The organism is Maribacter dokdonensis DSW-8 (assembly GCF_001447995.1).
Lineage (GTDB): Bacteria > Bacteroidota > Bacteroidia > Flavobacteriales > Flavobacteriaceae > Maribacter > Maribacter dokdonensis.
Map to the genome: position 1 here is coordinate 250383 of NZ_LDPE01000002.1, position 21787 is coordinate 272169.

Here is a 21787-nt window from a genome sequence, read left to right on the forward strand (position 1 = left end):
TTACTGCTCAAAAACCATTACTTCCCTAATCTCAACAGTACCGTCTAAATCATAATCTGGATAATCTTTAGCGATTTCAACTACAGCTTCTGCACTTTCTGCCTGTACAATATAGTAACCTCCAATCAATTCTTTACCTTCGATCAAAGGGGCATCGGTAACGGTACGGTTTGGTCCAGATACTCTTTTTACTTGGGGCATTAATGCATCGCCAGATTTAACAATACCTTGTTTTTGCATTTTTTCGTTCCAAGCAAACCATTTCCCCATACGTTCCTGTAATTGTTCTGGTGATAAACCTAATTCCTGGTAATCTGCACCAATAAAAATCATCATAAAATCTTTCATAATTTAACTGTTTTAGTTGTTCATAGAACTTACTCTAAGTTCTTATTGTTTACTCCATGACGTTACCGAAATCAAATTAGGGACAATTTTTATAGGTTTTTTTCAAAAAAAGATAAGTTAAGAATTATTTAATATGATAAAAACCCTTCAAATACCATTGAACATTAGACTTTTTTGACAAATGTCATATGATATCGCAAAAGCATGCTTAATTTTGTAGATCGATTTAAAGAAATGAACATATGTCGCAATTTCACCCATTAACGGTAAAACATATTAAGAAATTAACGCCAACATCTGTTGCCGTTACATTTTCAATTCCTAAAGAATTGGCACAGACTTTCACCTTTACGGCGGGTCAGTATATCACCATAAAAAAAGAAATAAAGGGCAAAGAACTTAGAAGAGCATACTCTATTAGTTCATCTACGGACAAAGATGGTATCACCATTGGGATCAAAAAAGTAGATAATGGTGGATTCTCAAATTACGCCAACTCAGAATTAAAAGTAGGCGATACATTAGAGGTTATGGAACCAGAAGGTCGTTTCGTTTTTAATACTACTAAAGAAGTACAGAACATAGCAGCATTTGCTGCAGGTAGTGGTATTACCCCTATTATGAGTATTGTAAAGTCTGTTTTAGATAGTAACCCAAAAAACAAATTTGTTTTAGTTTACGGAAACAAATCTTACGAAGAGACTATGTTCTATACAGATTTGGTGAAATTGGAATTAGAATATGCCAATCGGTTTTTTGTGTACTTTACCAATAGTCAAACTCGTGAAGACAAGGCTTTATTCGGTAGAATAGATACCTCAACGGTAAATTATGCACTATTGAACAAGCATAAGGACGTTGATTTTGATGGATACTATTTATGTGGACCAGAGGAGATGATCCGTTTGGTACAAGATACTTTAATAGAGAATGAAGTAGATAAGGATAAAATCCATTTTGAGCTCTTTACACCCACTGAAATAAAAGAGGAATTACCTATACAGGCCGATGGTCAAACAGCAGTTACCGTACTTGTTGATGATGAGGAATTTCAGTTTACGATGGACAAGAAAAACATAATTCTTGATGCCGTTCTTAAAGAAAACATTGATGCACCATATTCTTGCCAAGGTGGGGTATGTAGCAGTTGTATAGCCAAAGTAACCGAAGGAAGTGCTGAAATGGTCATGAACCAAATTTTGACCGATAAGGAAATTGCGGACGGATTTATTTTAACCTGTCAAGCCCATGCCACCACACCTACAATAAAGGTAGATTTTGATGATGTATAAAACTATATTAGTATAATTAAAAAACGCCATTATTATAACATAGTAATGGCGTTTTTTATTTCTTGGGCTACCTTTTCAAAGGTAAAATTAAATTGGATTGCGTTATTGTTTTTAGGGGGTTAAAATACCTTTAATAGTATTTTCAATTCGCTAAAGGTATGTCTATAGAAATCATTGGTGTTTTTATCATCATTGCGGTAGTTATAATTTTATTTGCTTTTGAGGTTTTTCCGATGGATAAAATCGCTTTCTGCATTATTGCCGCATTACTATTGACCGGCTTGGTTTCACCCGAAGAAGCCGTCAGCGGATTTTCTAACAAAGCCGTAATCACCATTCTATGTTTAATGATCTTAGCGATCGGACTTGAAGAAAATGGGGCCATTTCTTATCTCGCAAAAGGCTTAAAGGTGCTAAAGAACTGGCCGGTTGTCCTGGCCATGGTCGCTATAATGCTGATTGCGGGAAGTATTTCTGCCTTTGTAAGCTCTACTGCCGTGGTCATTGTCTTTATTAAAATTGTTGCAGAACTACGCGAAAAATATCAATTACCCCCAGGCAAATTGTTATTGCCTATATCTTTTGCAAGTATTTTAGGGGGCAGTTGTACCCTAATGGGAACATCTACCAACCTTTTGGTAAGTAATATAGCCGCAAGGTATACCGGTGAAAAATTGGGTTTCTTTGAATTTACATTGACCGGCATTGTTTTTTTAGGAATTTCAATGGGGATTATTGCCCTTTTTTATCGGTTTTTGCCAAAAGACACTGGTAAACTTTCAGATAATTATGACCTTGATCGATATCTCTTGACGGTGTCGGTAGAAAGTGATTCTCCTTTGGTAAATAAACCAATAGGTGAAAGTTTCATGTTCAAAGAAGTTGACATTACCGTTTTGCGACTAACACGAAAAGGCTTTGACCAAAACTTATTGAATCATGATTTGTTAATTCAACCTAATGATGTAATTCTTCTGCACTGTAGTTTGGAAAACCTTCAAAAAATGCGTGCCGAAGGTTATTTTGAAGTGGATTCGGAAGACAAAGACCATTTTACATCTACTAAAAATACCCAAATCAAAAAAGTTAGTGATGCCCAAGTAAAGAATGATGAAAATAATGAGGAAGATGATGAAAGCCTTTTGTTAGAATTATTGCTGTTACCCGGTTCTAAATTTTTAGGCAGAAACCTATCTGAATTAAAAACCATGTTGATACCAAGGGCAATCCCTTTAGCGGTAAACAAGCGAAAGAAGCTACGTATTCTTCAGAACCGACTACATCAAAGCAATCATGAGTTTACAAAGCTTCATGTAGGAGATCGATTATTGATACAAACCAAGCCCGAGTACGTATCTAATTTTGAAAACAGCAATAACCTAGCGGTATTAAACCAATATGAAGGTCGTGTACCTGCCACGCCGTTTAAAAGAAACTTATCCATCCTTATATTAATTGCCACCATTGCCATGGCAGCTACCGGAGTTTTTGAAGTAATGACGAGTGTAATTACTGGAACCTTAGCTATGCTCCTTTTTAAGTGCGTAGAGTTAAATCGTATTTATGAGAAGATCAATTGGCAAATTATTTTCTTATTGGCAGGTATGATACCACTAGGTATAGCAATGAGCAATGCCAAAGCAGATACATGGATCACGGAAGAACTGTTGGCATTAATGTCCGGTGAGCAACCTATATTCATTATCGGATTGTTGTTTTTAACGACCATGATACTCAGTAGTGTAGTATCAAACAATGCTACGGCAATTATAATGGCACCTATTGGAATATCATTGGCCAGCGGATTAAGTCTTGATCCCAAGCCATTTATTCTTTGTGTAATGTTTGCGGCAAATTTCAGTTTCTTTACTCCCTTAGGATATCAAACAAATGCGCTGATCTACAGTATGGGAATTTATAAATTCAAACACTTTTTAGTAATCGGCGGGGTTATATCCGTAGTGCTTTGGATCGTGGGCACCTTACTTTTAAGTGCTATGTTGTAATCAACTATTTGGTAAATACCTCCTCGAACTTTTTAACAGCAGCTTCATAGCCAATGGCGTAGGCTTTTTCTATACCCCTTCTATCTAACAAGCCAATATGTTCCAATTCTTTAGATTCAAGCACCAAATGACAATTATTGATCTTTTGTCGGTTGATGGCATAGATCATCAATCCGGTAACCCTGCCCGTTAATTGAAATGAGTTGTTTAAGTGCTTTTTCTCCAATTGAGATACGACAGATACATTACTTCCAATAACAAAATCTACCTTGGGCAAAACCGGTTCAGAAGGAAAGTTGTTCATGATCCCTCCATCTGCATATAATTCTCCCTTATATTCCACCGGACTGAAAACAGGTGGTAATGCAGCGGAGGCCAACAAGGGTTTTATAAGCTCGCCTTCATGAATAAACAGCTCTTCACCTTTCTGTAAATTGGTTGCCACAACATGTAGTTCCCTATTTAAGGCCGCAAAACTATCCTCTGGAAAATACTGTTTAAAAGAAGTAATATAACTCTCACTATTGAGCAAACCGGGTTTGGCAACCGCAAAGTAATTATACTTAAAGAGTGGCGTTTCCTTAAAAAATCGAAGCATATCTTCTACGGACTTATCCGCAGCATACAAAGCACCTACCAAGGCGCCTATACTACTACCCGAAACCACATTGGCCTCAAGACCGAATTCTTGCATTGCCTTAATCACACCTATATGCGCCATGCCTCTAATACCTCCGCCCGAAAGTACCAAACCTATGGACTTAGAACCTATTTGCATCTATCTAAAATTAATTTCAAAAAAAATGCCAAGCGAATACTATTATTCGCTTGGCATAAAATTAATCATAAATACGGACTAAGAATCCAATCCGAAGGCATAATAATATTTACTTCCGTCTTCATAAACGCCCTCTAACATTACTCCGCCTTTTTTGTTTTCCAAAACATCGGCTACATCTTCAATATCATTGATACGTTTACCATCTATATGTGTTATGATAAACCCTTCTCGCATTTGGGTTTCCTTCTTAATTTTACCAGGGTAAAGTTTAGAAACCTTAACACCGCCATCTATTTTCAGTTTTTTAGCGATTTCCTTATCCACATTCTCAAAATCCGCTCCTAAAAGGTTAAATACCTCTTTCTTTTCTTTTTTGATAAAATTGGTCCCGCCTTGAGAATTATGTAACTCAACCTCAAACTCTTTTTCCTTTCCGTTTCTATTTACCACAATAGTTACCTTATCACCTGGTCTTTTACCGGCAATAATTTCTTGAAGTCTAGGTGATGTTGCCGTTTCCTTTCCATTAACGCTTACGATAATATCACCAGATTCCATTCCCGCTAAATCTGCACCGCTATCCTCACCAACTTGCTCTACCCAAACACCTTTGGTAAAATCAACATCTTTTTCTTTTGCCAAGTTGCTATCCATAGTTCTAATGGTTACCCCCAACATACCACGTTGCACATTACCGAATTTTAACAGGTCTTCTACTACCTTGGTGACAATATTACTAGGCACTGCAAATCCGTACCCTGTATACGTACCCGTTGTACTAGCAATGGCCGTATTGATCCCTACTAGGTTTCCGTCTAAATTTACTAATGCACCCCCACTGTTACCTGGGTTGATGGCAGCATCTGTCTGAATAAAACTTTCTACCGCAAACTTATCGGTATTTATATGTATACTTCTTGCTTTGGCACTAACGATACCTGCAGTAACCGTAGAGTTCAACCCTAAAGGATTACCAACGGCCAATACCCACTCACCTACTTCAACATCATCGGAATTTACCAAAGACATGGTTTTTAAATTATCTGCTTTGATCTGTAATAGCGCCAAATCTGTAGTAGGATCCGTACCAATTACCGTAGCCTTGTACGATTGATTATTATATAAAGTTACCTCAACTTCATCCGCATTGTCAATGACATGGTTATTGGTAACAATATATCCTTGATCATTGATGATCACGCCAGATCCCGTACCTACTCTAGGTCTAGATGAGGAACCTTGTGGAGACTGCCCCTTGAACATATCACCAAAAAACTCTTTGAACGGATCAGGCAGTTCACGAGCACCTTGATTTTGATATGATGATCCCGTTTGTGTAGATTTAATGTGTACAACGGCATCTAAAACTTTCTCTGAAGTTTCTGTAAAATCCAATGGTTTAATGTTACCATCGTTGTCTTTGGTATATAATGCCTGTGCCCCGGGTATAGATTCTACCACGGTTACACCGCTAGACTCTTTTACATCTTTTTTGTTGAAATGAATTACCCCGTAACTTACGACAAGGGCAATAATAGCTGAGAAGAAGTATACCTTCCAAGCTCCTCTAGAATTTGTGTTTGATTTCATATGTATATAAATTTTAATATTCTTCTAACTGCCTAGTGTCAATAGCTATGCCATGTATAGCCATGTCATTGCTAAAAAAAAATTAAAAGTTTTTGAAATTTTAAGGGATTTTTTAGACTAAGTGGTCTGTAACCTTAAAATTACATTACTTGAAGCATAAAAATTATGCTCTTCAACTGATATTATAGCTTGTTTATAGGCTTTTGCAATTTGTAAACCCTAAAATGTTTTAGAGAAACAAACTGCTTGGTCTAAAACTGACATTTTGACTTAAAGTAAGGCGATTCTTATATTTTAATGATACAATTTATGTATAGTTAAAAAACCTTTGCCATATTTTTACGTAAGTTTAACAACGAGAAAGAAAATTGAATTGAATTCACTAGGTACTACTGCTATATTGGTATTTGCTAATTCCGCTAAGGAAGATTTAGCCAATAAGGGTATTGCCAAAGGTGAACAATTGTTTAACATTCTTAACACGGCCACACTTCGTAAAGCAAAAAATACAGGTTTGCCCGTTTTTCATTTTTCCGATGAAAACCAAATTGGCAACAGTTTTGGCGAACGTTTCACGAATGCCATAGCTTCCGTTTTTGAAAAAGGTTTTACAAGTGTTATTACCATAGGGAACGATACTCCTCACTTAAAAACACAACAACTTAAACATACTGCCAAGCAATTGGCAAAGGGCAAGTCCGTTATTGGACCATCAATTGATGGCGGGTTTTACCTTTTAGGTTTACAAAAATCGAATTTTGAGGTAGGCGAATTTCAAGATCTACCTTGGCAACGCTTTGGCTTGTACCACAAAATTACCATGTGGCTACAAGAAGAATCAACGGCATTGGTAAAATTGCCCGTTTTACAGGATCTGGATACTGAAAAAGATCTAAAGGCTATTTTATCATTCTCAAAAGACTTACCCACTACCCTGCTATTGGTGATAATAGCAATATTACGAGTAAACAGAAGTCTATACTACACTAACCAGCACTTCTTTCGTCTATTTCCAAACAGTTTTCTATACAACAAGGGCTCGCCTTTGGTTTCATTTATCTAGATCCCCCTTTATTCAATGGTTGGATAAATGAAAAACCAGTCGAAAAACTATATATGAAACACTTATTACTAGTGTTGACCTTGTTTATATGTACTATGGTCAATGCTCAAGAAACAATTACCGGTACTGTAAAAGATACCGATGGAAATACCATACCTTATGTCAACATTGTTTTGTCTGGCACGCTAAACGGCACTACCACTAACGAAAACGGCATATATACCATTGATGTACCCAATCTTTCCGGTGCTCTTGAATTTTCCGTTTTAGGGTATGAAACCAAAATAATTACCATAAATAACAGACGAACAATTGATATAGTCCTAGGCGACTCTTCCGAGGTCTTAGATGAAGTGGTATTAACGGCTTTAGGTCTTAAACGAGAAACCAAAGAATTAGGTTATGTAGTTCAAAGCTTAGATGCCAAAGGAGTTACCGAGGTAAAATCGGTCAATTTTCTAGACAACCTTTCGGGTAAATTGGCAGGGGTAACCATCAACCAAGGTGCTACGGGTGTAGGATCTTCCTCTAAAATTACCATTCGTGGAGAAGCTTCTTTCTCTAACAATAATCCCTTATTTATTGTAGATGGCGTTCCTATCAACAATAATTCGGTCTTTAATTTCACCAATGAAGCGGCAGCCGGATTTCAAGAAATCGATTTTGGAAACGGAGCCATGGAGGTAAACCCAGATGATATTGCAGAGGTTTCCGTTTTAAAAGGACCAAGTGCTGCGGCATTATATGGTACTAGAGCTTCTAACGGAGTGATCATTATTGAAACCAAAAGCGGCAAGAATTCAAAAGGATTGGGCATTAGTTACAACACCAGCTTTTTTGTAGATTCAGCTTTTCAGCTGCCCGATTTTCAGAATGAATACGGACAAGGAAATTCAGGAGAGTTCGCCTTTGTAGACGGATTAGGTGGTGGCACCAATGACCTTATTACGTACAGTTGGGGACCACGTTTAGATGTTGGTAATCTTATTCCGCAATATGATAGTCCGGTTACCTTGCCAGACGGTACCGTTGTAAGAGGTGGAGACACCGCTCTTTACAGTGGTATACCTATCACCCCTACAGAATTTAGATCACAACCGGACAACCTAAAGAACTTCTATGAAACCGGTACTACGTTAATTAATAATATTGCTATTTCCAACGGTTTTGATACCGGTAATTACCGACTTTCATTTACAGATTTACGAAGCGAATCAATTATACCGGGTGTTGATTTAGACCGGCAAACGGTGAGTGCACGACTCAATTTTCAGCCAATAAGTAAATTACGCATCAATTCATCTATAAGTTATATCAATTCTAATTCTGACAACAGACCGTCTAACGGTTATGGTTCAGAAAACGCAAACTATTCTTTGGTTGCTTGGGGACCGCGCTCACTGAATATAGAGAATCTAAAAAATTACTGGCAACCAGGTTTAGAGGGTATACATCAATACTCGTACAACTATACCTTTTTTGATAATCCATATTTCATTCTTAATGAAAACAGAAACTCGTTCAATAGAGATAGGGTATTCGGAAATATTTCCGCTAGCTATGATATCACAGATCATTTAACGGCAACAGTTAGAACAGGGATGGACTATTCCAGTGAACTACGCCAATTGCGAAGAGCCTATAGTTCTAATCGTTTCGCAAATGGTGGTTATGCGGAGCACGATGTATTCTATAGGGAGGTAAACACAGATTTTTTATTAAATTATACCAATCAGTTCAATGATTTTAATATAGATGTCTCTTTAGGTGGAAACCGATTAGACCAAAAAGCATTTACCTCACAATCGCAAACTACAAGTTTGGCACAACCGGGTATTTTTAGGTTATCTAACGCAGCATCACCTATTGAAGTTTTCGAATTTGAATCAAACAAGAGAATCAACAGCTTCTATGGCTTAGCAAAAATTGGATATAAGGATTTTCTATTTTTGGATGTCACCGGAAGAAACGATTGGTCTAGCGCATTGGCTACCCCTTTTTCAGTAGATAATACCTCTTTCTTTTATCCATCGGTATCCAGTAGTTTTATAGTATCCAAAGTGGTCAATTTACCTGAGGTAATTTCGTTTGCCAAGTTACGAGCAAGTTGGGCACAAGTTGGTAATGACACAGACCCATACCAAACTACAGGGGCATTTGTTGCACAAACGCCATTTAATGGGCAACCAACATTCAGCAATTCAAACACTATTGCAAATGCCGATCTTGTTCCTGAGTTGACATCCTCATTTGAAGTGGGTGCTGATCTACGCTTTTTCAATGATCAACTTCGCTTTGATGTTTCCTATTACAATGCTTTGACGAAGGATCAAATTATCTCATTACCTATAGGCATTTCTTCAGGATATACACAACAAGTGGTCAATGGAGGTGAAGTTCGCTCTAAAGGACTTGAGGTCATAGTAGGTGTTTCCCCTGTAATAAGTCAAAATTTTAAATGGAACAGCACCTTAAATTTTAGTACCAATAGATCAACCGTTGAAAGTTTACCGCAAGATGAAGGTAGGTTAACATTGGCGTACTCTAGAATCTACGACAGTCAAAACCAAACGGTATTTTTACAGGCAGAAGAAGGTGGTCGAGTAGGAGATCTATATGGAACCGGATACTTAAAAAATGAAAATGGAGATTTCATTTTAACCGATGAGGGTAGATATATACCGGACAATGAACTACAAAAATTGGGTAATTATAATCCTGATTTTATGCTGGGTTTCAACAACCAATTCAATTATAAAAATTGGAATATGAGCTTTCTATTAGATTGGCGACAAGGTGGAATCATAGTTTCTAGAACAAGGGCATTAGGAAATGTTGGTGGTCAGTTGGCTGAAACGGCCTTTAGACCAGAAACAGGTATTGTACCAGAGGGTGTAGTAAATACAGGCACCGATGACAATCCGGTTTATGAAGCAAATACTGTAGCGGTTTCCGCAGAAAGTTACTATCGCCAGTTTTATGATAGAAATCATGAGGAAAACAACACCTATGATGCATCATTTTTAAAGCTACGCCAACTATCTATTGGTTATACGTTTAACAACCTTAGCCTGTTCAACCAAGATGCTACGTTGAGTTTATCATTAATAGGAAAGAACTTATTTGCTATAACAGAGAATCCGCATTTTGACCCAGAGCAGTTAGCAGTACAGGGACAAGGATTTATTAGTGGTGTTGAAGATATGTCATATGCCACAACAAGAAGTATAGGTTTTAAAGCCGGATTTAATTTTTAAGAAAGAAAAGATGAAACATATATATAGCATTTTAATCTTATTGTTGGTCATTGGCTGCACAAAAGATTTTGAGGAAATTAATACGAACACAAATGATCCCGTAACCGTACAACCTAGTCTTTTGTTAAGACAGGTAATTTATGACTATGGGGAACAAATGTCATATGAAGGTTTTACTGCCGGTAACCTACTAGGACAATATAGTACCGCTCTAGACTTTAACTTATTTGACAGGCATGATTTAAAGTCACCCCAATTAGGTGGTAATCCGTGGCCTATATTCTATCAAAACTTAAGGGATAATGAAATCATATTAAAATTGTCCCAAGAGAATGCTGCATATGCCGTTTATGAAGGTCCGGCAAGAATTATGAAGGCATACATGGCGGCCGGGTTAACAGATTTATTTGGTGATGCTCCCTATTCAGAAGCATTTCAAGGAGATACAGAAACGGTTACTCCGTCCTATGACACTCAGGAGTCAATTTACATGGATGAAGGTGGTGTTTTTGACAATCTTGACAAAGGGATTTTAGCCATTCAGAATTATTCAGGTACCATAGCTTTAGAGGGAGATATTCTCTTTAATGGTGATTTAGATGGATGGATTCGTTTTGCAAATTCATTGAAGATAAAATACTTGATGAGGGTTTCTAATAAAATAGATGTTGCATCGCAATTACAGACCATAGTAAGTGAAGGTAATTTCATTGATGATAATGAAGAAAATGCCATTTTCAACTTTACCGATGGTGAACCTAATAGTTTTAGACTTGCGCAACTTAGGGTTGGGGACTTTAACAACTATGTACTTTCTGAAACTATGGATGAAATTTTGACCAACTTGAACGATCCTCGTATTGGTCGTCTGTACCAACCTTTTGCCAACAGTGCAGATGGTGAATACAATGGGCTTTTAAACGGTATAGATGCATCAGTTGGGGTATCATTGGCAGACTACTCATTATTAGGTACCATTTTTAGGGAAAACACCGGTTTATTGGATGCGAATTTTATGACCAGTATGGAAACCCACTTTTTGTTGGCCGAAGCTGCTGAAAGAGGATTCATTTCTGCAGATACCCAAACTTTATACAATACCGGCGTAACACAGGCATTTGCCTACTGGCAGGTAGAACTACCTGAAAATTACCTAACAGAAGATGCCCCGTTTGATAACGGCAATACTATAGAGAACATCATTACTCAAAAATGGATTGCAAATTCAATAAACGGTTATGAAGGTTGGATAGAGTATAGAAGAACGGGTTTTCCGCAATTGCAAACAATATCGGCCAGTTTAAACAATAATTTGATACCTACCCGTATGCCTTATCCATCTGAAGAAGAAGCATTAAATAATGCCAATTATACCCAAGCTTCAAATAACACGGATGGTAATAGTATTAATGTACCTGTGTGGTGGGATGAATAACCGAGTTAGGAGTTAGGAGTTAGGAGTTAGGAGTTAGGAGTTAGGAGTTAGGAGTTAGGAGTTAGGAGTTAGGAGTTAGGAGTTAGGAAAAAAAGGAATTTTTTGCTGAAGCTTAAAATTACGAATAAATTAAATTTATGACTGAAGTACAAATTTGGCAATGGGGATTGGTGATCACATCTAGTTTGGTGTTGTTCTTACTGTCACCGTGGGCAAAAGATACCAATCAGTTTTTTAAAGCCGTGCAAAAGAAGAAAGCGCCCAATACCTTTATGTTAATGGGCAGCCTTATCATCTCATGGATATTTGCCAAAAGTATCACCAACGCTGCAAATTTAGGTCTGGATTTTGGTATTGTTGGTGGTGTAGCCTATGCAGGCTATTATTTATCATTTGCCGTGGCAGGTATTGTCATTTATAAAATGAGGCTACACGGTAAGTATACTAGCATACATCATTTTTTAACCTCAAAATTTGGTAAAACTGCCGTAACTATATTCTCCATATTGATTGCTTTTCGTTTGTTCAATGAAGTATGGAGCAATACCATGGTCATAGGTTCTTACTTTGGTGATATGGGCACTACCGCCTACTATTGGTCCATTTTAGTATTTACAGGTTTAACCCTTGCCTATGTTCTAAAAGGCGGCATGAGCAGTTCCATTTTTACCGATGTTGTCCAAATGGGGCTATTTTCAATACTATTAGCGGTAATATTGTTCACCATCTTTGGTAAAGACAATGCTATAACCACATCCGAAGTAGTAAATTCTGGCATATGGTCTTTTGAAACCGGGCTGAATTTATTGTTCGCTGCCTTGTTGCAATCGTTCAGCTACCCTTTTCATGATCCCGTGTTGACCGATAGAGGTTTTATTAGCAGTCCTAAAGTAACATTGAAAAGTTTTCTGTGGGCAAGTGTACTTGGAGCTATTTGCATTGTTCTATTCAGCATTATAGGTGTTTATGCACAATCGCAGGGTATGCAGGGCCAGGCAGCTGTTCAAGTAGGTAAGGCATTTGGTACGGTTATACTATTGGTCATCAATTTTATTATGATCACTTCGGCAGCATCGACCTTGGACTCTACCTTTTCATCTTTTTCCAAATTATTGGCTCTTGACCTAAACCTTGGCAACACGGTTAAATTTGGTCGTTGGTCAATGGTCGCTGTAGCAGTATTGGGTACGGTTCCGGTCTTTTTAGATGCTGAAATATTATCTGCCACCACCATTAGCGGTACAATGGTAATCGGTTTAACCCCCGTTTTTTTATTTTGGAAAGGTAGTGCTCCTAAAATCAGTTTTCATTTAAGTGTTTTCTGCGGATTGTTATTCGGTTTTTTATTGATTTTCAATTGGTTTCCAGATAGCTTAATATTTACCACTGGCAAGTATGCCAATTTATTATGGATTAATTTTTGGGGCATCTTATGCTGCCTTTTCGTTTATATGATACCTACATGGATAAAGAAATAAAACATTTGGGCACTAAAACAGGAAAGCTGTTGCTTTTTGGAGGTGTGTACAGCAACCTACAAGCTTTGGAAAAACTAATTTACATATCCAAAGATGCCGGTATTGCACCAGAAAACTGCATTAGTACCGGTGATATTACCGGTTATTGCGCACAACCGGAAGAAACGGTACAGTTGTTTCAAAAATGGGGCGCTTTAAGTATTGCGGGCAATGTAGAATTGCAATTGGCAAATGATAGTGAAGATTGTGGGTGCGATTTTAAAAGCGGTAGCCGATGCGACGATTTTTCAAAAATGTGGTTTCCGTACACCAAAGGGCATTTATCACAGCAATCATTAGAATGGATGCATGAAATTCCTGAATACATCAGTTTTGATTATGGTGGTAAAAAAGTAACGGTAGTCCATGGAAATTATGGAAATACCTCTGAATTCATTTTTAAGTCGAACGCCACGGATAGTAAAGAAAACTGTTTTAAAGAGACTAATAGTACTATTATCATAGCCGGTCATTGCGGGTTACCTTTTCATCAAACTCTAAAGGAAAATGTATGGCTAAACCCAGGTGTAATAGGTATGCCTGCAAATGATGGTACTCCAAGGGTATGGTATATGATATTGGATATTATAGATGGTGAAGTTGCTTATGCCCATCATTCATTTGAATATGATGCCGAAACCGCTCAAAAATTAATGTACAAAAACCATTTACCTGAAGCATATGGAGACACGCTTACATCTGGTATATGGGATAATATGGAAATACTTCCTGAACTGGAAAAAATGGGACAGGGAATTCCAATATATTTTAACCAAGAACAAAAAGATACGATACAAACTAAAACTCAGAAAAAAATGGCAAATACGTACTACGACCCAGCAGATTTAAGAAAATTTGGAAAAATTACAGAATGGAGCGAAGAGCTTGGTACCAAATTTTTTGACTATTATGGTAAGGTTTTCGAAGAAGGCGCACTAAGTGCTAGAGAAAAGTCTTTAATTGCATTGGCGGTATCTCATGTTGTCAAATGTCCATATTGTATTGACGCCTATACTAAAGACGGCTTACAAAAAGGCATTACCAAAGAAGAAATGATGGAGGCGGTGCATGTAGGAGCAGCTATTGAAGGTGGTGCCACCTTGGTGCATGGAGTACAAATGATGAACAAGTATAACAAATTGTCAATGTAAATTTCGTTGTTGGTTGTGCGTTGATGGATGTTCGTAACAGCCTTCTTCAATAAGCAATACAATGAAATTAAAGCTGGTTTAAAAAAAAGTGCAAATGGAATATTCGCTATGAATATCCATGCAAAAAAAGAAATTAAATGTTGTGAAGTTAGAGTTTAATGCATTTGTACAAAATGCCAACAACGAACAACGAACAACGAACAACTAAAAAATGGCTACAAAATCATTAAAAGCAAAAGGAAACGATTTAGCAGTTTCCAACAAGCAGTTAGAAATATTGAACGGAGGCATATTTGCTGATGGAGAGCTTCCTTATTTTAAAGACAAAATCGCAGATATTGGGCATTTTCCATTACGCCCCAAGAAACTTGAGATCTTACAGATAAACGTAGGCTATATGTGCAATCAAGTCTGTGAACACTGTCATGTAGATGCTGGTCCAGATCGTAAAGAAATCATGACCCGTGAAACCATGCAGCAATGTTTAGAGGTCATCAAAAATACTGGAGCACACACCTTAGATTTAACTGGTGGTGCACCAGAAATGAATCCTGATTTTGAGTGGTTCGTAGAAGAAGCTGCTAAAGCCGGTATTAAAGATTTTATTGTACGTTCCAACTTGACTATAATTAGAGCTAACAAGAAATATTATCACCTACCAGATTTCTTTAAAAAGCACAACGTGCATGTTATTTCTTCAATGCCCCACTATACTCGTGGAAAAACTGATAAACAAAGAGGCGACGGTGTTTTTGACAAATCGATAAAAGCATTGCAGGAATTGAACGAAAGGGGTTATGGCATGCCTGACAGTGATCTAAAATTAGATTTAGTCTACAATCCGTCTGGCGCATATTTACCAGGAGATCAAGCTGCCATGGAGAAAGATTTTAAAAAAGCGCTTAAAGAAGATTTTAATATTGACTTTCATAACTTATTTGCAATAACCAATTTACCCATTGCGCGTTTCTTGGATTATTTGATCGCATCCGAAAATTATGAAGATTACATGTATGCATTGGTAGAAGCATACAATCCGTCTGCAGTGGCAAATGTAATGTGTACCAATACCATTTCCATTAGCTGGGACGGTTGGTTGTACGATTGTGACTTTAACCAAATGTTAGATTTAAAAGTAGCCAGTAAGGTAAAGCATATAAAAGATTATAATGAAGATATCTTAAACGATAGAAACATTATAATATCACAACATTGCTATGGCTGTACAGCGGGTGCCGGTAGTAGCTGCCAAGGTACCGTTGCTTAGTAACAATTACCGATAATAAATGAACCGTTCAGTGAATGCATTGAGCGGTTTTTCTTTTACAAACCTTTTTATTTTTATAGCCACAACCAACCAAGGAGTATGTTTATTAACGCTATAGTATTGTTTTTCAATTGTAAACGGTGCGTTTACCGAATAAAAATGCATCTCATCTATAAATTCCATTCAATTATATAAATCTCAAGTTCTATAAACAGACCATATGGTCTAAATACCCAAATCTCAGTATTATGAACAAGAGCTTAAAGCGCATGGCTACCATGCAACGTATGCAGACTACAGGATTAGAATTGTTCTATTCCCAAGGATATTATAATACAAGTATAGACGATATCCTAAAAAGACTAGACCTCTCTAAAGGTGCTTTTTATTATCATTTTGATTCTAAGGAAGATTTCTTTGTTCAAATCATACAGAATTTATTGGCCCGTAAAATTTACAGCACATTAATAGAGCCCATTGAAGGTCATGAGAACCCTTTAACGCTGATTACAAAATGTTTTGACGATGCTATGGAAACCGCTGTACATAATGAAATGGATTATGGTTTTATTCTAAGTAACTTCTTATCTGAATTCAATGGAAAGAACGAAGTCATCATGAAACATTTAAATGAAATTGTAACGGTTTGGGAAGTTAACTTGGTAACTACCTTACAAAAAGGAAAATTCAACGGTTTTTTGGACAGACATGTAGATTGCGAAGCCGCTGCAACCTTTTTAATGAGTTCTTATTTTGGAGTACGCACATTAATGACCAGCTCTGCTCCTGCTGCTAAAAAATACCGATTCATGTCTCAATTAAGACAATATTTTAAAAGTATAGAAGCAAAGGTTACCACCCCTTAAATTGTAGGTTTTAAAATATCAACTATTTTCTGAACGATGGTTTCTGGTTTTATGGTTTCCATGACCTTATCATAACCTTCAGGGTACTTATTTCCATAAATAGAAGTTGGTATAGCAGGATACAGACTCCTGTCGGATAAAAGGGCATTTTCCTGAGGCTGATTAAAAGGTGAGAAACCAGCATAAGGATGGGTAACCCCCCAAATTGTTACGGTTGGCACAGCATACATGGCTGCCAAATGCGCATTTCCGCTATCCATGGCGAGCATAAGGTCAAGATTGGATATGAAGCCGAGTTCCTCTGAAAATGATAGCTTTCCCGCAGCGCTAATACAATTTTTAAACTGTTTTTCCCATGAAGCAAGAATTTCTATTTCGCTGATACCACCGCCAAATAACACCAGTTTATAGCTCTCTGAACGATCCAATTGTAAAACCACTTTTTTCATTAAGTCTAAAGGATACATTTTTCCTTTAAAAGCAGCAAAAGGGGCTATACCTATAACTTTCCGGGTATGGTTTTCAAGCAAAGTGGCAAAATCGTTAGACATGGGTTTTTTAGACATGGTCTCCATTTCGTTTTTACCAATGGGATAGCCCAGTTTGCCGAATACATCGGCATATCTTTCAAAAGTGGATCTCAACGGCTTAAAAACATCTCTATCGGCATTTATCAAGGCTTTCTTTTCTGCCCTACCCTTGTCCAATTGTACAAATGGAATACCTGATAACCTAAAAAACTGTTTTAGTATTGAACTTCGTAAAACATTATGAATATCCGCAACTGCATCAATCTGCAATAATTGTAACTCTCTGTATAATTTCCAAAGACCTAAAATTCCTTTATGCCTACCTTTTACATCTGCCTTAAAAACTGAAACATTAGATATATTATTGAATATAGGAACAGTAAATGCTTTTGTTAGAACAGTGATTTTTACCTGAGGATATTTTTTAACAATACCTGTGATAACAGGAACCGACATAGCAACATCTCCCATAGCGGAGAGTCGGATGACCAAAATGTGTTTATGACTATTTATTGCCACGAAGGATGGGGTTTAGTTCCTCATCATTATACATCTTCATTTGTTTATAGACCTTCATATACTTAATGCCACTTTCAATGTCAGCAAGTAACTGGTCTATAGCTTGTGAAAGATCACTTTTTTGTTCCAACAAAACTTCTAACTTGGCCTGGCATTTTTCTCTATGTGCCAAAGCAGCATCTGACCTTGTTGCTTCTACTTTCATGTGATAGATCTTTAATGCCAATATGGACAATCTATCAATTGCCCAAGCCGGACTCTCTGTATTGATAGTAGCGTTTGGCTTAACTTCTACCGATTGGTATTTTTTCAAGAAATAACTATCTATAAATTCTACCAAATCTGTTCTATCTTGATTGCTGGCATCAATTTTACGTTTTAAAACCAAAGCATCGGTAGGATCAATGTCCGGATTTCTAATGATATCCTCATAATGCCATTGAACCGTATCGATCCAATTTTTTCTATATAATAAATGCTCAATCTCCTCCTTGGAATAGGGGTTTTCAAAACTTTGGTAAACATCATCTTTTACATGATATTTTTCAATACTGTCATTAAAAATTTTAAACGCGAATTCGCTAAACATATGAGCCTTTTTTACAAAGATAAAGTTTATAGTTGTAACCTATAATTTGACCAGATAGACTATTAACGGAACTACAATGCTAGAAATGATTACAAGCTCTAAAAACTTAGGTTTTTTAATAGATTGAAGATAATTTACAATAAAGATAACCGATGGGAAAAAAGTTATTATGACCGCATTGTTGTTATCTGAGGTCACTAAAATATTCACTACCAGACCAATGATAAATGAAAATGCAATTAACCTCATAACAATAACCTTACCGACACCAGATTTACTTAGGTGAATAAATGCAGAAAATGCCATTGCCATATTCAATAGAGCATAAAGCGTCATTTTTAAGCTGGTCCACCATTTTATTGGAAAAATGGCATCATAATCAATTGCAAAATCATAATGCTCAGCTATAAAATTAGGCTTATCAAGAAGTAAGACAACTCCATAAAGAATCATAAAAAAACAAAAACCAACAGATAAAATTACCATCCAATTTCTAATATTCTTAGGCTCATAGATATAAATTGCCGCGAATACTAAAAGTAAATATAGCAGTGCCCATTCGTAAAAGACACTTGAAATACAGATCCATAGACCTGCATCAAAAATCTTTAGCTTAATATTCTTCAAGGATTTAATACTCAGCAAACGCCTCATGGCCAATAGAAGAAAAAAACTGGTTAAAATAGCCTTACTATCACCCAAAGTTTCTGGAAAGACCACAAAAAGTAACGTGAAAAATAATATGGCATAAGAATTCGTACCAGTAAGTTTATTGCGTTTTACAATGAAATCAACAACGAATACACTGAAAAGAAGAATGGCTAAAATACCAATAGATGGCATGATTTCCACTTCACTTATTTCAAAATCAAACAAGTAAAATTGAACCGACCAATAAAATAGAAACAAAAAAACCAGAAGAATTATGAAATTCACCGGTTTTGTTTTCTCAAAAATGCTTGAAATCATCTAAGCTTTTTATATTTTTGCTGGTAAATATAGTAATAAGATGAAATCATTTTTTGAAGGTATCGCGGATTTGTTCGTAAATGTATTGTTTGCACCGTTGGATTTTTTGCGTTTTACTGATAGTTGGGCATTAGCAAATATTCTTAATTGGATATTTATGCTAATAGGTTCAGTAGCATTTGTGTATTGGATGCTAGAGTTGAAAAAATACAATGAAAAGGGAGAAGAAGACAAGTCAAGTACTTCTCACTCTTACCTATAAATAAAATACATTTATTTCATCGGATTTTATAAATTGAAATCCGATGAAATAAGTAATTGTTAAAGATCAAATCCAAGATCTTTTCTATAGTTCATACCTTCAAAGGAAAGCTTCGCTACATTTTCGTAAGACTTAGATAGTGCAGTTTTAAAATCACTTCCAAAAGAAGTTATTGCCATTACCCTACCACCATTGGTTACGACCTTACCTTCTTTAAGCGTAGTACCGGCGTGAAAAACCAAGGAATCTTCAATAGATTCAATACCAGAAATTTCTTTACCTTTCTCGTAAGACCCTGGATAACCACCGGAAACGGTCATAACCGTTGTAGCGGTTCTTTCATCCAATTGTAATTCTATGTCAGATAGTTTCTGGTCGGCTACGGCCTTTAATAAATCGACCATATCATTTTGAATACGTGGCAATACCACCTCTGTCTCAGGATCTCCCATTCTAACGTTGTATTCAATAACCTTAGGGTCATCTCCAACTTTTATAAGACCTATGAAGATAAAACCCTTGTACGGCATATTGTCCTTTTTAAGCCCCTCTACGGTAGGTTTTACAATTCGCTGCTCTATCTTGTCCATAAAAGCTTTATTAGCAAAAGGAACAGGGGAAATAGCTCCCATACCTCCCGTATTCAATCCGGTATCACCCTCTCCTATTCTTTTATAGTCTTTTGCAGTAGGTAACACTTTATACGAATCGCCATCTGTAAGCACAAAAACGCTTAACTCAATTCCGTCTAGAAACTCCTCTATAACTACAGTAGCACTTGCTGAGCCAAACTTTTTGTCTACTAACATAGATTTAAGTTCATTTTTGGCATCATCAAGATCATTTAAAATAACTACACCTTTACCAGCGGCAAGTCCGTCAGCTTTTAATACATAAGGAGGATTAAGCTGTTCTAAAAATTTGAATCCGTCTTTAACTGTTTCTGAAGTAAAACTTTTATACTGAGCGGTAGGAATTTGATGGCGCATCATAAATTCTTTGGCGAATTCTTTACTACCCTCTAAAGTAGCCGCCAACTTTTCCGGACCAATTACAGCAATATTTTTTAACTCGTTATCATCTAAAAAGAAGTCATGGATTCCATTAACTAGAGGATCCTCTGGACCAACTACCACCAATTGAATATTTTCTTTTAAAACCAATTTTTTGATTTCTTCAAAATTATTTACACCAATTGGTACATTCGTTGCGATTTTATTAGTTCCTGCATTTCCTGGCGCCACAAAAAGTTTAGAAATTTTTTCACTTTGTGCTATTTTCCATGCGAATGTGTGCTCGCGACCTCCCGATCCTAATATTAAAATATTCATTTTATAAATAACCTTGTTTATTGCATAATTTATCTTGTCGTCGAAAAATCCCTATGTTCTTTCTTCTGTAATTCCTCTGTAGACAACGATTTGAAATAATCGTATACGATTTTTAGTCCTTCTGCCCTATGTACCTTTGGTTCCCACCCCAAGATTTCTTTAGCTTTACTAATATCAGGTTGCCTCTGCGTAGGATCATCTTGAGGAAGAGGCTTATAGATAACTTTTTGTTTAGTTCCTGTTAATGCTATAATCTCTTCGGCGAATTCCTTAATGGTAGTTTCGTGCGGGTTTCCAATATTAATAGGATCTGTATAATCACTGAATAACAATCGGTATATTCCTTCTACCTGGTCATCGATATAGCAAAATGAACGACTTTGAGAACCATCTCCAAAAACCGTTAAATCTTCTCCACGTAACGCTTGACCCATAAATGCTGGAACCACTCTACCATCGTTTAAACGCATTCTAGACCCATAGGTATTAAATATGCGAACAATACGAGTATCTAGTCCATGATGTCTATGATAAGCCATTGTAATGGACTCCATGAAGCGCTTGGCTTCATCATATACTCCACGCGGTCCTATTGGGTTTACATTACCAAAATATTCTTCGTTCTGAGGGTGTACTAACGGATCTCCATAAACTTCAGAAGTTGACGCCACCAAAATTCTTGCATCCTTTTCCTTTGCAAGTCCAAGTAAGTTTAGCGTACCTAAAGAACCAACCTTTAATGTCTTAATTGGAATCTTTAAATAATCTATGGGGCTTGCTGGAGAGGCAAAATGCAAAATATAATCCAATTTACCAGAAATATGAACAAACTTTGTTACATCATGATGATGAAACTCAAAATTTGATAATGGAAACAAATGAGAAATGTTATTTAAATCACCTGTAATAAGGTTGTCCATCCCGATGACATGAAACCCTTCACTAATGAAACGGTCGCATAAATGAGAACCTAAAAACCCTGCAGCGCCTGTTATTAGTATTTTTTTCATATTA

18 protein-coding genes and 1 pseudogene are annotated in these 21787 nt (G+C 36.6%); 11 read left to right on the plus strand and 8 right to left on the minus strand.

The genetic code is table 11. The annotated features are described in order from the left end of the window. Positions 1-348: a YciI family protein gene (locus I600_RS10720; RefSeq protein ID WP_058104536.1), complete on the minus strand. Its 348-nt coding sequence runs from the start codon at positions 346-348 to the stop codon at positions 1-3. Between the two features lie 242 nt (positions 349-590). Between I600_RS10720 and I600_RS10725 the strand changes: the two genes are divergently transcribed. Beyond that, positions 591-1640 carry a ferredoxin--NADP reductase gene (locus tag I600_RS10725; RefSeq protein ID WP_058104537.1) on the plus strand — a complete coding sequence of 350 codons (1050 nt, stop codon included), beginning with the start codon at positions 591-593 and terminating at the stop codon, positions 1638-1640. Between the two features lie 158 nt (positions 1641-1798). Further along, positions 1799-3646: an SLC13 family permease gene (locus tag I600_RS10730; RefSeq protein ID WP_058104538.1), complete on the plus strand. Its 1848-nt coding sequence runs from the start codon at positions 1799-1801 to the stop codon at positions 3644-3646. Between the two features lie 4 nt (positions 3647-3650). Here I600_RS10730 and I600_RS10735 read toward each other — a convergent pair whose 3' ends face one another. Then, positions 3651-4424, minus strand: coding sequence for a patatin-like phospholipase family protein (locus tag I600_RS10735; RefSeq protein WP_058104539.1), 774 nt, complete (start codon positions 4422-4424; stop codon positions 3651-3653). Positions 4425-4502: 78 nt separating this feature from the next. Beyond that, on the minus strand, positions 4503-6017 hold the full coding sequence (locus tag I600_RS10740; RefSeq protein ID WP_058104540.1) for a Do family serine endopeptidase: 1515 nt from the start codon (positions 6015-6017) through the stop codon (positions 4503-4505). Between the two features lie 373 nt (positions 6018-6390). Here I600_RS10740 and I600_RS10745 point away from each other — a divergent pair, with 373 nt between their 5' ends. The 8 genes and pseudogenes from I600_RS10745 (at position 6391) to I600_RS10775 (ending at position 16573) form a co-directional block, all read left to right on the plus strand. Beyond that, a complete protein-coding gene (locus tag I600_RS10745) occupies positions 6391-7080 on the plus strand; it encodes a TIGR04282 family arsenosugar biosynthesis glycosyltransferase (protein ID WP_167342551.1) in 690 nt (229 codons plus the stop codon). A 53-nt stretch (positions 7081-7133) separates the two neighbouring features. Beyond that, the gene (locus I600_RS10750; RefSeq protein WP_058104542.1) at positions 7134-10337 is read left to right on the plus strand and encodes a SusC/RagA family TonB-linked outer membrane protein; all 3204 of its coding nucleotides are present in this window, start codon (positions 7134-7136) and stop codon (positions 10335-10337) included. 10 nt (positions 10338-10347) lie between these two features. Continuing rightward, positions 10348-11772, plus strand: a complete 1425-nt coding sequence (locus tag I600_RS10755) for a SusD/RagB family nutrient-binding outer membrane lipoprotein (protein ID WP_058104543.1) — start codon at positions 10348-10350, stop codon at positions 11770-11772. 137 nt (positions 11773-11909) lie between these two features. Next, entirely contained in the window at positions 11910-13250 is a 1341-nt protein-coding gene (locus I600_RS10760) for an SLC5/6 family protein (RefSeq protein WP_058104544.1), read from the plus strand. After that, positions 13235-13864 (plus strand): annotated as a pseudogene (locus I600_RS10765) (metallophosphoesterase family protein); the annotation flags it as partial. The gene I600_RS10760 and the pseudogene I600_RS10765, both read left to right, overlap by 16 nt. 240 nt (positions 13865-14104) lie before the next feature. After that, a complete protein-coding gene (locus I600_RS18985; protein ID WP_082642972.1) occupies positions 14105-14440 on the plus strand; it encodes an arsenosugar biosynthesis-associated peroxidase-like protein in 336 nt (111 codons plus the stop codon). Positions 14441-14651: 211 nt separating this feature from the next. Continuing rightward, positions 14652-15707: an arsenosugar biosynthesis radical SAM (seleno)protein ArsS gene (gene arsS, locus I600_RS10770; RefSeq protein ID WP_058104545.1), complete on the plus strand. Its 1056-nt coding sequence runs from the start codon at positions 14652-14654 to the stop codon at positions 15705-15707. A gap of 248 nt (positions 15708-15955) precedes the next feature. Continuing rightward, positions 15956-16573, plus strand: coding sequence for a TetR/AcrR family transcriptional regulator (locus I600_RS10775; protein ID WP_058104546.1), 618 nt, complete (start codon positions 15956-15958; stop codon positions 16571-16573). Here the strand turns inward: I600_RS10775 and I600_RS10780 are convergent. From I600_RS10780 to I600_RS10790, 3 genes are read right to left on the minus strand one after another with little or no spacing between them, the layout of a single operon-like run. Further along, positions 16570-17622 (minus strand): glycosyltransferase family 9 protein, encoded by a 1053-nt coding sequence (locus tag I600_RS10780; RefSeq protein ID WP_317038730.1) that lies wholly within the window; start codon positions 17620-17622, stop codon positions 16570-16572. The genes I600_RS10775 and I600_RS10780 overlap by 4 nt on opposite strands. Further along, entirely contained in the window at positions 17609-18211 is a 603-nt protein-coding gene (locus I600_RS10785; protein WP_058104548.1) for a DUF4254 domain-containing protein, read from the minus strand. The genes I600_RS10780 and I600_RS10785 overlap by 14 nt, the downstream gene beginning before the upstream one ends. A gap of 39 nt (positions 18212-18250) precedes the next feature. After that, positions 18251-19180 (minus strand): DUF6427 family protein, encoded by a 930-nt coding sequence (locus I600_RS10790; protein ID WP_058104549.1) that lies wholly within the window; start codon positions 19178-19180, stop codon positions 18251-18253. Between the two features lie 40 nt (positions 19181-19220). Between I600_RS10790 and I600_RS10795 the strand changes: the two genes are divergently transcribed. After that, positions 19221-19442, plus strand: coding sequence for a DUF6341 family protein (locus I600_RS10795; RefSeq protein ID WP_058104550.1), 222 nt, complete (start codon positions 19221-19223; stop codon positions 19440-19442). A gap of 59 nt (positions 19443-19501) precedes the next feature. Here the strand turns inward: I600_RS10795 and purD are convergent, their stop codons facing one another. Both purD and I600_RS10805 read right to left on the minus strand, forming a co-directional pair. Then, a complete protein-coding gene (purD, locus tag I600_RS10800) occupies positions 19502-20773 on the minus strand; it encodes a phosphoribosylamine--glycine ligase (protein ID WP_058104551.1) in 1272 nt (423 codons plus the stop codon). Between the two features lie 29 nt (positions 20774-20802). Next, the gene (locus tag I600_RS10805; protein WP_058104552.1) at positions 20803-21783 is read right to left on the minus strand and encodes a UDP-glucuronic acid decarboxylase family protein; all 981 of its coding nucleotides are present in this window, start codon (positions 21781-21783) and stop codon (positions 20803-20805) included. Between the last annotated feature and the right edge of the window lie 4 nt (positions 21784-21787).